This is a genomic window from Shewanella sp. (assembly GCF_048265805.1).
Lineage (GTDB): Bacteria > Pseudomonadota > Gammaproteobacteria > Enterobacterales > Shewanellaceae > Shewanella.
Genome location: NZ_JBLXAT010000004.1, coordinates 71678 through 86912, shown reverse-complemented (window position 1 = coordinate 86912; position 15235 = coordinate 71678). Strand labels below are relative to the sequence as shown.

Here is a 15235-nt window from a genome sequence, read left to right as displayed (position 1 = left end):
GTGCCGTTTGTTTACCGAGACCGAGAGAAAATGCAGTGAACAACGGTGGTTGAACACTGCGTGGTGTGGTTTATGGTGCTGGATGATGCGCCAACCAATGCTGGGCGATATCCTGCCGGCGGGCGATCCAAATATCGTCAAATGATTGCACATAGTCGAGGAATTTCTTCAGTGCGACCATGCGACCAGGGCGACCGAGCACGCGACAGTGCATCCCGACCGACATCATTTTAGGTTGTTGCTGTCCCTCGGCATATAAGCAGTCGAAGCTGTCTTTCAAGTATTGATAAAACTCTTCGGCATGGCTGAAGCCATAAGGTGAAGCAAAGCGCATGTCGTTGGTATCGAGCGTGTAGGGAATGATCAGGTGCGGGCGTTGTTGTCCGGGATGGGCGCCGTCGTCTACCTTGGTCCAAAACGGCAGGTCGTCGCCATAATAGTCTGAGTCGTAGCAGATTTCGGGATGTTCAGCCACGAGCTGGCGGGTGTTGGGCGAATCGCGGCCAGTGTACCACCCCAACGGTTTACTGCCGAACAACTGCTGTATGATCGCCAACGCTTCTGCCATTTGGGCGCGTTCCTGCTCGATTGGCATCTCTTGGTAATGAATCCATTTCAAGCCGTGACAGACCACATCATAGTTGTTCTGCTTGATGGCGGCGACCACGTCGGGATTACGTTGCAGCGCGGTGGCGACCCCAAAAATGGTCAGCGGCAGGCCGCGTTGTTGAAATTCATTAATAATGCGCCACACGCCAACACGTGAGCCGTATTCATAAATAGATTCCATGCTCATGTGGCGATCTTTATATGCTGCGGCACCAAACACCTCAGATAAAAACACTTCGGAGTGTTCATCACCGTGCAGAATACAGTTTTCACCGCCTTCCTCATAATTGAGGACAAACTGTAGCGCCAATTTGGCATTATTAGGCCAACAGACGTTGGGCAGGTTATTACGGCCGTAGCCGATATAATCGCGTGGGTTATTCACTGTCATTTATCTATTCCTTAATTATCTGGCAAGGTGCAAATAACTCCTGAGCGTGTGCTGCGTTGGCAGACAACATCAGCGATGTACAGCGCCCTTTTCCTTGTTAACTTCCTATGTCGCGCGGCAATACGGCAGGTCATTGGGGGCCGTATCCTCATTTGTACGGATTAGCCATAGCGGCCAGGCCTGTGTGGGCTTAGCACCAGCAACAGTGGATGCTTTGGACTGCCATCAGCGGCGCTATGAGCTGATCGAATGTGCTGCAGTAAATGGTGAATGGCGCGCCGAAAGCGCGTGGTGTTATCCGCCATGTTACGGCAGTTGAGCGACCAAATGAGCAAGGCATTAATCACGAATGAAACAATCGTTGCCTTTTGGTTTTCTCATGTTACATTTGTTTCTATCACGTGTTGACTCTTTTTGTGATATAGCAATAGATGACGATAAATAACGTACTTAATTCCCGTATTACCGAGCATTATCATTCGTTTTCATACAGTAATCGGAAAATAGCAGACTTTCTACAGTTGAATCCAGAGAAAGTATTAATGCTTTCGACCAGTGAAATTGCTGACATCTGCGGTGTCTCTAAAACTACCATCAGCCGCTTTATTCGTAAGCTGGGGTTTAAAGATCATTTGGAACTGCGCAGTGAGCTGATGTTAGAGCGCGACAATGGCGATCCGATGATCACCTCTGAGCATAGTGATAGCGGCTTTAGTCAGGATGTGACAGCATTAGAGCGCTTATGGGCACAGCTAAACGCGGGTGCTGCGGCGCCGATAATCGACAAGCTGATCAGCGCCAAGCGGGTCAAAATCATTGGTTATCGTAATAGCTATCCGCTAGCGCTGCATTTTCGGCAGCAACTGATCCAGTGTCGCGCTAACGTGGAACTGCTACCGTTGCCGGGACAAACCATTGGTGAGGATCTCAGCGGCATTGAGGCCGATGATTTTGTCATCTTGCTGGGTATTCGTCGGCGGGTGAGCAACTTTCGGCAGATTGTTGATTTTCTCAAGCCGTTTGATTGCCTGCTGATCACCGATCAATCGGGGCAAAAATACGCCGCCGATGTACAGCAGATGTTGGTATGCCATATGAATAACCAACAGCCACTCGATAGTTACGCCGTTCCCATGAGCCTTATCTCTTATTTGGTCAATCAGAGCTTTTTAAAATTAAACGAACAGGCGTCGGTGATGAGCAAACATATCAGTACCAATTATCGACGCTTAGGCGAGTTGGAGTAGGAAGTCGTTCCCATGAACCTTGTGAGCAAAATAAAAAAGGAATGGTTTATTGTCGGCATGCTGTGCGCGATTGCGCTGGCGACCGTCAGCGAGAATATCGGTAAAACTGACGGCATTATTCATCTTGATCAGTTAACCGGCATTGGTGTTGCCATCGTGTTTTTCCTTCATGGCCTCGGGCTGTCACCGCAGGCGATTCGAGCGGGCATCAGTAATTGGCGGCTACATATCTTTATTCAAAGTGCCACGTTTGTTGCGTATCCGGCATTGTGGTTGTTATTGGGTAAAGGCTTCACCGCCGTGTTGCCGATGGCGTTAGCGCTGGGGTTTTGTTATCTGTTTGTGCTGCCCAGTACCATCTCTTCGTCAGTGGCGATGACCAGCGTTGGCAAAGGTAATGTGCCGGGGGCGATTTTTAACGCCTCGCTGTCGAGCATTCTCGGCGTGTTTCTTACGCCACTGCTGATCCAACTGTTTATGGGGTTTGAAGGGCTGCAACTGGACTTGGCTCAATCAGTGATGTCGATTGGTAAGTTGCTGCTGTTGCCGATGGTGGCAGGGCAGTTACTGCGTCCGTTGCTGGTTGCTTACGTTGAGCGCCACAAATCGGTGGTCAATAAAATTGATAAGTACGTGATCATCTTGATTGTGTACAACGCCTTCTGTGACTCCGTGGCGCAGCATATCTGGAGTGACTTTTCGCTACCGCTATTACTGTTGTGTATCGCCGCGTGCTGCGTGGTGTTGTTGATCATGGTGCACATCATCCAATGGAGTGCCCGCAAAGTTGGTTTTGCTCGGCCTGACGAAGTGGCCGCAGTGTTCTGTGGTACTAAGAAGACCCTTGCCGCTGGGGTTCCCATGGCCAAAGTGATCTTTGGGGCGGACCCGAATCTGGGCATGATTTTATTGCCGATTATGTTGTACCACCCGCTACAGATTTTCTACTGCGCCATGTTAGCTAACCGCTATGCGGCGCAACATAACGCCGCTAATACGGCGATATCTTCCGAAGCGTAACAGGAGTGTCATATGGCGAGGGATGCGACCGTATTTTGTACCCAAGGGCCTGATGGGTTAGCACCCACCGCAGCGGGCGTCTTGTCTGGGTTTAGCTTTGTGTTTAAAGATCTGTTTGATGTGCAGGGCTATGTGACAGGAGCGGGTAATCCGGCATGGTTGCAAAGCCATGCGCCCGCGAGCGACACCGCGGCCATCATCACCCGCTTGTTGGCGCAGGGCGCACGTGGCGTCGGCCGCGTACAAACCGATGAGCTGGCCTACAGCCTCAACGGGCAGAATATCCATTACGGCACGCCGTGCAATCCCAAAGCGCCCGACTGTATTCCCGGTGGTTCGTCCAGTGGCTCGGCAGTGGCGGTGGCTCGGGGTGATGCTGATTTTGCTATCGGCACTGATACGGGCGGTTCGGTGCGAGTGCCTGCCAGCTACTGCGGCATTTACGGCTTGCGTCCTAGCTTGGGCAAATTGCCGTTAGCGGCGACTTTTGCCTTAGCCAGTAGTTTTGATACCGCGGGTGTGTTTGCGCGGCAATTGCCACTATTAAAACGGGTTTATCAAAGCCTCACTGGCGAGGCTGATGTGCCAGTCGCCACGCGCATTGGTGTGTTGCAATCGCAGTTGTGCGATCCCTATCTAGCGCGGTTGGAACGCTTCGTTAAAAAAGCGCAGCAACAATATATTGAAGTCAGTACCGTGGCCGATGAGCTGAATGCTGCTGCATTGGCGGAGCTGAGTGAGTTGTTTCGCACCATTCAAGGGTTTGAAATTATTCAAACGCACGCGCCATGGTTGCAGCAACATCTTGACTCGCTCGACCCTGCCATTGCGGCGCGGGTGCAGTGGTCTCAAAGCATCACACCAGCGCAGTATCAAGCCGGATTGCAGCAGCAAGCGGCTTTTAAAGCAACGTTCATCGCCTTACTGCGCCGTTGTGGTGGCCTGATTGTGTTGCCAACCACCCCGGGCGCGCCGCCACGACTGGATACGCCAGCAGAGGTGTTGGCTGAGTACCGTTCATGTTTGATGGGACTGACCGCGTTGGCGGGGTTGGCGGGGTGTCCGCAGCTGCATATTCCGCTGCTCGATGGCACGCAACAACCCTATGGCGTGTCACTGCTCGGCGTACCCGACAGTGAGATGACCTTGCTTAATACCGCCTTGGCATTAGTGGGCGAGGGGGAGAGCTTATGACGCAAGTTGCCTTTACCGCGCCACACCATATTGCTGCCAACACTGGGCTAGCGGTACTGCAAAAGGGCGGCACCGCCTGTGAAGCGATGGTGGCTGCGGCGGCGATGATCGCCGTGCAGTATCCACATATGAACAGTATCGGCGGTGATAACTTTTGGTTGATCAGTGAAGCGGGTAAACCGCCTATCGCCATTGACGGCTGCGGTGCCGCAGCCTTGAGTATTGAGCCTGACAGCTATCGCGAGCAGGGTATTCCAGACAGCGGCGGTGCGGCGGCGATCACTATGGCTGGCACGGTTGCAGCATGGCATAAAGCGCTACGCCACAATCACTCCGGTATGGCGCTGCAAGATCTGCTGCTGCCTGCGGCCAAGGCTGCCAGCGAGGGGATTGAGGTAACCGCCAGTCTGGCGCAGGCCAGCAGCAAGACGTTTGCGCGTTTGGCGGGCATTCCCGCTTTTGCTGAGATATTTCTCAACCACGGTCAGCCATTACAAGTCGGCGATATTGTTAAAAACCCCCGTTTGGGCGCGACCTTAACCCAGTTAGCGACCTTTGGACTGGACAGTTTTTACCGTGGAGAACTGGCCGAGAGTATTGCCCGCGACTTAGCACAACTTGGCAGCCCGTTACGTTTGGCCGACCTGCATGAACATCAAGCGCGGGTGGCCGAACCGTTGCGAGTGACGACCTCACAAGCCAACTTATACAACCACGATGCGCCGACTCAAGGGGTGGCATCTTTACTGATTTTAGCCATCTATGATCGGCTCGCACATCGGGTGCGCAGTGAAGCAGACCATGTGCATCTGCTGGTCGAAGCCACCAAACAGGCGTTTATCATCCGCGATCGCGAAGTGGTGGATCGACAGGCTTTGCGGCAACCGCTGCAGCAGTGGTTGACCGATGCAGTGATTGAACAGTGTGTGCAACAGATTGATATGCAGCGAGCGCTGCCGTGGCCGCATGTTGCCAAACTCGGCGATACCGTGTGGATGGGCGCGACCGATCAGTACGGCACTATGGTGAGCTTTATTCAAAGTGTGTATTGGGAGTTTGGCTCGGGGGCGGTGTTGCCATCTTCCGGCATTGTGTGGAACAACCGCGGCAAAGGGTTCGCCGTTGCCGCAGAGCATCCGAATGTATTGACCGCGGGCAAAAAGCCGTTTCACACGCTCAACCCTGCCTATGCCGAGCTGCTCGATGGGCGTCGCATGGTGTATGGCACGATGGGCGGCGAAGGCCAACCGCAAACGCAGGCGTGCATTTTTACACGCCATATCTATCAGCAAAAAACGCTAGCCGATGCGCTGGCCGAGCCACGCTGGTTATTGGGACGCACTTGGGGCGATGACACCCATCAGTTGCGCTTAGAGCAGCAGCTTTATCAGTCCCTTGCTACGCCGCTAGCGGCTAGAGGACACGAGCTGACAGCCGTTGCTGATAACAATGAATTAATGGGCCACGCTGGCGCTATTGTGTTAGACACGCAGGGAAAGGCTTGCGCTGCCAGCGATCCTCGCAGTGATGGCTTAGGTGTACATGGAGAGAAGCATAATGAATACGTTTGAATCACTTAATCCGCCACAACGTTTACTCATGGGGCCAGGGCCAATTAACGCCTATCCGCGCGTGCATCAGGCGCTGTCCGCAGCGTTGATCGGCCAGTACGATCCGGTAATGACTGGCTACATGAACCAAGTGCAAGCCTTGTATCGTGAGGTATTTTTTACGCAAAACCCACAAACCATGCTGGTGGACGGTACGGCGCGCGCGGGCATTGAGGCGGTGTTAGTCTCCTTGCTGCGCCCCGGTGACAAGGTGTTGATTCCGGTCATTGGTCGTTTTGGTCATCTGCTGAGTGAGATTGCCCAACGTGTGGGTGCTAAGGTGCGTACCGTGGAGTTTGCGTGGGGCGAAATTGCCACGCCAGAACGGATTGAGCAAGAGATCAAACAGTTTCAACCTAAGCTGTTAGCCACTGTTCAAGGTGATACTTCCACCACCATGAATCAGCCATTGGCGGAGTTGGGCGAGATTTGTCAGCGTCACGGCGTATTGTTCTACTGTGACGCTACCGCCTCCATTGCTGGGAACGAACTGCTGGTGGATGCATGGCATCTCGATGCGGTCTCGGCGGGTTTACAGAAATGTCTCGGTGGCCCATCTGGCAGCGCGCCGATCACCTTAAGTGACGCGGCAGTGGAGGTCATCAACCGCCGTAAGCATATTGAAGCGGGTATTAAAGCGGCGCATCACACCGCTGGTGAAGATGAGATCATCCACTCTAACTATTTCGATCTGGCCATGATTATGGATTATTGGGGGCCGGAGCGTCTTAACCATCACACTGAAGCCACCAGCATGCTGTATGCCGCCAGAGAGTGCGCGCGTATCTTCCTCGAAGAGGGGCCAGCGCAAGTGATTGCGCGGCATAAGTTGGCGGGTGATGCCATGGCGTATGGCTTACAAGCCATGGGCTTAACCCTGTTCGGGCAACAAGACTACAAAATGAATAACGTGGTCGGCGTGTATATTCCGGCGCAAGTGAACGGTGATGCGATTCGGGTTGAGCTGTTACAGCGCTTTGGTATCGAAATCGGCACCTCATTTGGCCCGTTGGCCGGCAAAATTTGGCGCATCGGCACCATGGGTTATAACGCGCGCCAAGAGTGCGTGCTGGCAACCTTGGCGGGCTTAGAAGCGATTTTGCTGAAACACAAAGCGCCTATCGCCGCAGGACAGGCGGTGGTGGCCGCCATGGCACATTATTCATCATAATCCGGCGATTTAAGGAGCGAAGATGCCTGCTGTGAGTCTTGAGAAAGCACAACGTATCATGCGTCGAATTGACACTTTGGCTCAATACAGCGCCATGGACGGTATGGTCACGCGCGCCTATTTAACGGCACAGCATAAGGCGGCGCATCAGCAGTTGGCTGAGTGGATGCAGCAGGCGGGATTGCAGACCTGGCAAGATGAAGTCGGCAACCAGTGGGGGCGATTGGTATCTGCTAATCCAACACAGGGCACGCTGATCATCGGCTCCCATAGCGATACTGTGGTCAATGCGGGTAAGTATGATGGGCCGCTTGGCGTGATTATGGCGATTGAAGCGTTAGCCAGTTTGCAGGGACAAGCATTGCCATTTCATGTGGATGTAGTGGCGTTTGCTGATGAAGAGGGCACGCGCTTTAACACTACGCTACTTGGCTCTAGCGGTGTGTGTGGTTGTTGGAACCCCGCTTGGCTGGATATTGTGGATGCTGACGGCATCTCTATCGGCCAAGCGCTGGCGGAATTTGGTTTAGAAGCCGCAGCTATCGGCCAAGCCAGTCGGCAAGCCGAATCGCTCAAAGGCTATCTGGAAGTGCATATCGAGCAGGGCCCCATGTTGGAAAGTCTCGATCTGGCCGTGGGCGTGGTGACCGGCATTGCAGGCGCAAAACGTTATCTGATTGATATCAAAGGTGTGGCTGGTCATGCGGGCACTGTGCCGTTAGCGCTGCGACATGATGCCTTGTGTGCGGCGGCAGAGATGATTAGCTGCACCGAAAGCTTTGCCCAACAGCAGCAGATTGTGGCGACCGTTGGTAAATGCCAAATTCGCGGTGGCGCCGTCAATGTGATCCCCGGCAATGTGCAGTTCAGTCTGGACATTCGTAGTCAAGATCAAGCCCAGCTAGAGCTGTGTTGCCAGCAGCTGCTTGAGCAATATCGCACCATCGCCGCCGCGCGTGCGGTGACGATCAATATTGAGAATATCTACCAAGCTAGCGCGGTGCCTTGTGATGCTAAGTTGCAAGCGCAATGGGGCGAAGCCGTGGCGGCGGTGACCGGAAAACCCGCGTATTACCTAAGCAGCGGCGCTGGCCATGATGCGATGATGATGGCCAATATTACGCCGATGGGGATGTTGTTTTTACGTTGTGAGAAAGGTATCAGCCACAATCCGCGTGAGAATGTGCAGCTCGATGATGTGGCGGTTGCTTTGGCGTGTTTAATACAGATGTTGCACTCGGCTAGCGCTTGGTAAATGTCACACCCGTAAAAACCAACAAGGGCAGCGCCATACTCCCCTTGTAGTCGCTAGCGCCTGACTAAATCGGCGCGCCTAAAATGGTGGTTGCCAACCCCTGAATAATATTTTCGCCCGTCTCACTGCGTAGCTCTTCATACCAAGCATGGGTTAATGCCAGTTCCTTACCATGGGTAATGTCACAACGTTTTCTGGCTTTCAGCACCAGATCTTTCACTCGCTCGATGCGTTGTTGTCCATAGTTGTGCAACATCTCCTCAATGCTGAGCCGATAAGCAAAACACTGGCCCAACACCACGGCGTCTTCCAAGGCGGCGCAAGCCCCCTGACCAATATCTGGCGTAGTGCTGTGTCCCGCATCGCCCAGCAGTGCTACTCGACCGTTGACCAGTGGTGAGAACGGTTCGATATCATGGATCTCAATGCGGTTGGTGCTTGTAGGCTCAATGGCATCGATCAGCGTTTGTACCGGTTGGCACCAGCCGCTGAAATAGCGTTTTAGATCGGCTTTCACGGTGGAGCGATCTTCAGCCAGACCAGCTGGCAACGGTACATCAAAGAAGAAGTAGAAACGGTTATTGGCGATGGGCATCACTGACACCCGTTTACCATCGCCCACAAACGTGGTCCACTGATTGGCGGGTGCAATGGCGCTATCAACATCGACTAAGCCGTTCCAGTTAACATAGCCAGCGTAACGACGCTCGGTGGGATAACCCAGCACGTATTCACGCGCGACAGAGTGGGTGCCATCGGCAGCAATCATGAAATCGCCGCTAGCACTACTGCCATCGGTAAATGTCGCGGTGACGCTGGATTGATCCTGCGTCACACTGGCTAAGCGTTTGCCGAAATGGATATTGGCATCCCCCCACCATTCGATCATCAGGCGTTGCATATCAGCGCGCGACACCGGGCAAGGACGTTCGCCCACTTGCTCTACTAACGGCAGTAAGCTGAACTGCGTCATGGTGTTACCACTCACGCCCTCCTGATAGCTCATGAAATGCATCGGCCCGCCCAGTTGATCCATAATGCTGCCCATGCCGAGATGGTTCATACATTTCACCCCATTTGGCCAGATAGAAATGGCTGCGCCGACGGGTTTAATGTCTTTTACCGCTTCAAAAATTTCGCACTCAATACCTTGTTGCTTTAATGCCGCTGCGGCCGACATTCCGCCAATTCCTGCTCCAATAATTAACGCTTTCACCCAATGCTCTCCATTTCATTTATCGCTGCTATGTAGGAATTAAAGCAAAATCTGTACCTAGAGAAGGTGCGAATAAGTCCCGTGCGTACTCTGCGTGGGGATACAGCTGCGCAGTTTGCCGCGAATGGTGACCCCTTTGCAAAAGGCAGATGAAGCTGTATGCCACGCCCTACGGGGACTGGTAAGCTAACACACTTCTTCGTTAGCCAACTTTGCCATGCTCCAGCATGCCCGCAGTTAGCTGCCTTGAACTGCTATTGCCTACCAATCCAGAGTTCGCGAAGACTTGTCCACACCTTCCCTAAAAAAGGTCGCCACCGCTTTTTACAGAGCATGGATGAGACTTATTTGCATCGCTGCTTGATGACCGGTTAGTCGGTATCGAAAATATTGCGATATTACAATCGTTTCATAATATGTGTTTTTATGAAACGATTGTGCACTATTTTGGTTCGTGAAGCACAAAAACAAGGCAGAAAATGTTAACTACCGCGGTAAGTGCTGTAGGAATAAGGGCTCACAAGCAGTGGAATATGGTAATGCGCTTGCTGCTGATCTAAACCGACTCGCAGCACCACAGTGTCAAGGAATCTTGGCGTATCAAGGGTTACAGCGCGCGCGGCGAAATAGTCACCAATATCAAACTCCAACTCATAATTTCCCGAGATAAAACCGGCGCCTTCTAGCAATGGAGCATCACAACGGCCATCGGCATTGGTGCGTGTTTCGCTGACTAATGTTTTTGCTGTTTGTTGGTCAATTTTATAAAGTCGAATGACGACATTGCTCGCCGCTTTACCGCAGGTAGTATCCAAAATATGTGTGGTAAGTTTTCCCATATTCCACTTCTTTTAATTAAATTAATGCTCGATTAAATAATGATAGACAGCGTAGAAATTCTTAGTAAATATGTCAATTAGTCGATGATGTAAACATAGTGAATAACAGCCATGGGTGTAGATAAAGATTATATTCAATCTCTGAATAAAACGGATTTTTTGAAAATATTCTCCTCAGTATATGAACATTCTGCTTGGGTGGCTGAGCAGCTGTGGCCTCAATGTCAGCAGCTTACTAACAGTGACGTACCGTTGGCTGAGGCTTTTCAGCAAGCGATGGCGGCAATTGTGGATGCCAGCCATGATGAGCAGAAGCTGAGCTTACTCCGTGCGCATCCAGATCTCGCTGGCAAGGCGGCGCTAGCAGGAGAGCTTACGGCCGCATCGACTAACGAGCAGGCCAGCGCAGGGCTGGATAGCTGTACCGAACAGGAGTTAGCCGCGTTTCACACACTCAATGGTCGCTATAAAAGCCAATTTGGCTTCCCATTCATTATGGCGGTAAAAGGTGCAAATAAGCATATGATTCTCAATGGCTTTAACACACGGCTAGACAATAGTTATGCCGAGGAATTTAACACCGCCTTGCGTGAGGTGCATAAAATTGCACGCTTTAGGCTGCAAGATATCTTTGCTGCATAAGTCTGTCTTGTGACGTTTTACTCTGTCCTTTAGCGTTAATAGGGGACGGTAACGGCAGTGATATTGCCTAGGATGATTTTATTCAATCACGGCGTAGCTAAAAATGCGACGCCGTGCGTTTTGTAAAATCCACGATGATTATTTTTTAAATCTATCCGTTGCAGTTTTATAAGTTTTTTGATTATTTAATGCAGTGTTTATTGGTTATTTTTACAAGCTTAGTTATTGCTATTCTAAAATTTCCTTTTGTGTTGCTTTTATTAGGTTATTTTCAACATTTAATGGCCGCTGATGTGCACCTGTCGTGTATCACTTTGGTGGCTGCTGTTGGCCGATAACACTCAAAATCAAAGAGAACATCTTTAATTTCGCCTGACACCGACACCCAGAGGAATACCGTATTATCTGTGCGCTAGCAGCGGAGTTTACTCACTAAGCTGAGGGCAATAACCCGGCTGCGCTGGCGCTGATTTGCACCAACGTAGCCGCGCACTTCCTCCGAGGTGCGGCTTAGTCGTTCAGTCCATATTTTTTGATCTTGCGATATAGCGTCGCAATCCCAATACCCAACTCATCGGCCACCGCTTGGCGACTGCTTAAGCGTGTAATGGCATCCTCAATCTTGAGTCGTTCCATATCTTCCAAACTGAGTGCTGCATGGTTGCTGATGCTGGCAGGCGCTGTACTTTTCACGGTCTGGAAATTGGGCGGCAGCAGATCTAGCGTGATCTTTTCGCCCTCGGGCACGATATTGATCAGGTATTCCACTAGGTTACTTAACTCGCGCACATTGCCCGGCCAAGCATACTGGTTGAGGCAGTCCATCACTTCATCAGTAATGCCCGGATAGCTCACGCCTAACTTTTGTGTATGTAAGCCAATAAAGTGAGTCACCAGTAGATCGACATCACCTTGGCGTTCTCGCAGTGGTGACAGGTGCAACGGGATCACATTGAGGCGGTAAAACAGATCTTCACGAAACGCGTTGCTGGTAATCAGCTCTGAAAAGTTACGGTTGGTGGCCGAGATAATGCGGATGTCGACCGGAATCGCCTTATTAGAACCGATCGGCACCACCTCGCGTGATTCCAGTACCCGTAGCAATTTTGCCTGCAACTGCATCGACATATCACCAATTTCATCTAGAAATAGCGTGCCTTCATTGGCCGCTTGGATCAGCCCTTGACGACCTTTGCTTGAGGCGCCGGTAAAGGCGCCCTTGGTGTAGCCAAACAGCTCGCTTTCAAGCAGTTGCTCGGGGATTGCCGCGCAGTTAATTGCGATAAACGGCTTTTGCGAACGGTTGCTCAACTTATGGATGATATTGGCGATGACCTCTTTGCCTGTGCCGCTTTCGCCATTGATTAACACACTGGAAGGGCTGGAAGCGATGCGGGTCATCAATGACTTGATGTGGCGCATGCTAGTGCTTTCGCCAATCACGTCCGACAGCTCGGTATTGGTCTCATAGGTAATGGCGGAGTGATAAGGCTGAAAAAAAGACATGAGAAACAGCTTATGCGCATGCGAATTATGGAACTGCCCCACAATCAACTCTTCACGATTATCGAGTGAAATGATGTGCTGTTTATTGTCCATCTTATTCTTGCTGTTAGATAACGGACGAATATTGATTTTAATCTTGGCGAGATCTTTGCGGGTCAGATTGAGGTTTTTTAATGCGGGTTGATTGCCATATTTAACGCTGTTGTCTTCATTCATCACCAACACGCCTTGGTCCATATTATCAATCAAGTTGATAAATACTTCTTCAAGCCCGTGCGGTTGTTTACTGCGTTCTAAAACATTGGCCACCAATAATTGGGCAATATGTTTAATGTAATCGGAGAATAGCCCCGAGTTTTGCTTAATCCGTTGTTTTGATTGTTCATTAAAGGCGACCAGACTAATGACGCCAATACAGCGTTCTTCGATGATGATAGGGACGCCGACAAAGGCCTTTTCGGCGCGCTCACTGTGTGAGATGCAACCGTGACATAGTGGGTCGGAGTGGCTTTCGGTAATGATTTTTTCTTGTTTATTTTCAATTATATAGTTAAAGATGTGTGAGTCGGTTTCTAACCGATTACCTAGATGTTGACTGTAAGGGCCAGTGCCAGCAACGCGAATCAAATTAGCATCGACCACCTCAGCATCGACTTTAAGCACCGCAGATAGCATATGGGTGAAACGGACAATTGTTGGTTGAATTTCCATTAACTCGGAGGCGTTATTGATAGCTAGCATACCGTTCCATTTATTCTTCTAATGTCGTACTCCGCTTACTGTGGTTGCCACTCTCTGTCTACGGGTAAAACTTTGTCTTTATTGTATTGTTGGCGAAGTAAGTGCGCCTGCCTTAACTCCTGCCCAAGGTGCGACTTAACCTTACCTTGCTTCAAGCAACCACATATCAAAATGATAAAAACATCCACGCGTTATTGATGGATATCAACCCGTTTGATAGCTGGCGGTTACCCTCCGTTATATGCTGTTTTGCTGCATAAATCTACTATTGCCGTGCCGTTGGGTTTGGGCGTTATTTGCGTTCGCTCGTGAGTGGTGGGCACAAACATTGGCAACGCTCAGTGGGGGGGCAGCAGCCAGTCGCCAGCTAAACGCTGACAACTGGCCGTACATGGTGCATCCAAATTTGTGGCAGTCGCCACATTTAGCTGCGGCAAGCTGGAGGTGTATCAAGGTGAGATTTTGGGCTCGGCGGGGGCAGGGCGTTTTATCAAACGTCAGCCGTTTTCACCGTAGCATTAAAAGTGATGCTGTTGCGCGAAGGTGACTATGTCTCATATTTTTTTAACAGCGGTCATACTGCTGTCATTGCCGCAGGTTGTGAGAGGGACACCAGCAACTTGTCATTATTTCTCATGAGCTTAGTGAACCACGTTTTCAAGTTGATAATCGGGAGGGCGCGAACATGTGCTGCTTGAGGTCGAGAAAGGGCAAATCGCCAATTCCCCAGCCGTACAGATATTTGGTACACTGCGTCGCTAAGCAAGAATCTTTCCTAGTTATTTAATCGCGTGAACCTCGCGAATCTGGGGGATTACTGATAACTAATTGAAATCATTCAGGAGAGTTAAATGGCCAGTCGTGGTATTAACAAAGTCATTCTGGTAGGTAATCTGGGACAAGATCCAGAAGTACGTTATATGCCAAACGGCAATGCCGTTGCCAATATCACAGTCGCTACCAGTGATACATGGAAGGACCAGCAAGGTCAGCAACAAGAGCGTACCGAATGGCACCGTGTGGTGTTTTTTGGCAAGCTGGCTGAAATCGCAGGTGAGTATCTGCGTAAGGGCTCTCAAGTTTATCTGGAAGGTAAACTGCAAACGCGTAAGTGGAAAGATCAAGGCGGTCAAGATCGTTACACCACTGAGATCGTGGTTGATATGAACGGCACCATGCAGATGCTAGGTGGCCGTGCTCAAGGTCAGGGCGGTCAAGGTGGCAACATGGGCGGCGGTTACAGTGCACCACAGCAAGGTGACGCTAACCAATACAATGCTCCACAACAGTCAGCTCCTGCGCAACAGTACAACAACGCACCGCAGCAGCCACAATATAATGCACCGCAGCAGTCATCTGCACCGGCTTATCAGCAGCCACAACAAAACAGTGGTTATGCGCCAAAACCGCAACAAAATAGCGGTTACGCAGCTAAGCCACAGCCGTCTGCGCCTGCGCAACAAGCGCCAGCACAGCAGCCACAACAACCACAACAACAAAACTACACGCCAGATTTGGATGACGGTTGGGACGACGATATCCCATTCTAAAATACACCTGAGAGCAAAACGGTAAAAAATACAATTTAAGGCCCTGTTATTCAGGGCTTTTTTTTTGCTCTGAAAAAATGAAAAGTAGCAAAAATTACCTTACTGCTGTTGTGATATGTCATGCCTTGATAAAGTAACGCTTGATTGATAATTAACCAATTGAAATAACGGTAAAAAATGTAAATTTATTCATCGAAAAACTCAACATTTAGCTAATCCATGGTAGCATTCTCCCCGACAAAAA

The 15235-nt window shown here is 50.8% G+C and carries 12 protein-coding genes; 8 read left to right on the top strand and 4 right to left on the bottom strand.

Translation table 11 applies throughout. From position 1 onward, the window contains the following. Positions 1-70: 70 nt before the first annotated feature. Positions 71-1000, bottom strand: a complete 930-nt coding sequence (gene puuE, locus ACN0TT_RS03940; protein ID WP_417760842.1) for an allantoinase PuuE — start codon at positions 998-1000, stop codon at positions 71-73. Positions 1001-1431: 431 nt separating this feature from the next. Between puuE and ACN0TT_RS03935 the strand changes: the two genes are divergently transcribed. Genes ACN0TT_RS03935 through ACN0TT_RS03910 form a run of 6 tightly spaced genes read left to right on the top strand, consistent with a single transcriptional unit; the run spans position 1432 to position 8497 of the window. Next, complete coding sequence (locus tag ACN0TT_RS03935) at positions 1432-2247, top strand: MurR/RpiR family transcriptional regulator (protein ID WP_417760841.1); 816 nt, start codon at positions 1432-1434, stop codon at positions 2245-2247. A gap of 12 nt (positions 2248-2259) precedes the next feature. Further along, complete coding sequence (locus ACN0TT_RS03930) at positions 2260-3267, top strand: bile acid:sodium symporter family protein (protein WP_417760840.1); 1008 nt, start codon at positions 2260-2262, stop codon at positions 3265-3267. 12 nt (positions 3268-3279) lie between these two features. Next, a complete protein-coding gene (locus ACN0TT_RS03925) occupies positions 3280-4461 on the top strand; it encodes an amidase (RefSeq protein WP_417760839.1) in 1182 nt (393 codons plus the stop codon). Next, positions 4458-6032, top strand: a complete 1575-nt coding sequence (locus tag ACN0TT_RS03920) for a gamma-glutamyltransferase family protein (protein WP_417760838.1) — start codon at positions 4458-4460, stop codon at positions 6030-6032. The genes ACN0TT_RS03925 and ACN0TT_RS03920 overlap by 4 nt, the downstream gene beginning before the upstream one ends. Further along, complete coding sequence (locus ACN0TT_RS03915; protein ID WP_417760837.1) at positions 6019-7242, top strand: pyridoxal-phosphate-dependent aminotransferase family protein; 1224 nt, start codon at positions 6019-6021, stop codon at positions 7240-7242. Before ACN0TT_RS03920 ends, ACN0TT_RS03915 begins: the two co-directional genes overlap by 14 nt. A 22-nt stretch (positions 7243-7264) precedes the next feature. Then, positions 7265-8497 (top strand): allantoate amidohydrolase, encoded by a 1233-nt coding sequence (locus ACN0TT_RS03910; RefSeq protein ID WP_417760836.1) that lies wholly within the window; start codon positions 7265-7267, stop codon positions 8495-8497. Positions 8498-8561: 64 nt separating this feature from the next. On the opposite strand, the gene hpxO is transcribed toward ACN0TT_RS03910, so the two are convergent. Further along, on the bottom strand, positions 8562-9713 hold the full coding sequence (gene hpxO, locus ACN0TT_RS03905) for an FAD-dependent urate hydroxylase HpxO (RefSeq protein ID WP_417760835.1): 1152 nt from the start codon (positions 9711-9713) through the stop codon (positions 8562-8564). Positions 9714-10195: 482 nt separating this feature from the next. Continuing rightward, positions 10196-10552 carry a hydroxyisourate hydrolase gene (gene uraH / locus ACN0TT_RS03900; protein ID WP_417760834.1) on the bottom strand — a complete coding sequence of 119 codons (357 nt, stop codon included), beginning with the start codon at positions 10550-10552 and terminating at the stop codon, positions 10196-10198. A 111-nt stretch (positions 10553-10663) separates the two neighbouring features. Between uraH and uraD the strand changes: the two genes are divergently transcribed. Continuing rightward, positions 10664-11194 (top strand): 2-oxo-4-hydroxy-4-carboxy-5-ureidoimidazoline decarboxylase, encoded by a 531-nt coding sequence (gene uraD / locus ACN0TT_RS03895; RefSeq protein WP_417760833.1) that lies wholly within the window; start codon positions 10664-10666, stop codon positions 11192-11194. Between the two features lie 510 nt (positions 11195-11704). On the opposite strand, the gene ACN0TT_RS03890 is transcribed toward uraD, so the two are convergent. Then, complete coding sequence (locus tag ACN0TT_RS03890) at positions 11705-13441, bottom strand: sigma 54-interacting transcriptional regulator (RefSeq protein WP_417760832.1); 1737 nt, start codon at positions 13439-13441, stop codon at positions 11705-11707. A gap of 851 nt (positions 13442-14292) precedes the next feature. Between ACN0TT_RS03890 and ssb the strand changes: the two genes are divergently transcribed. Then, positions 14293-14991, top strand: a complete 699-nt coding sequence (gene ssb / locus ACN0TT_RS03885; protein ID WP_417760831.1) for a single-stranded DNA-binding protein — start codon at positions 14293-14295, stop codon at positions 14989-14991. Positions 14992-15235 lie beyond the last annotated feature (244 nt).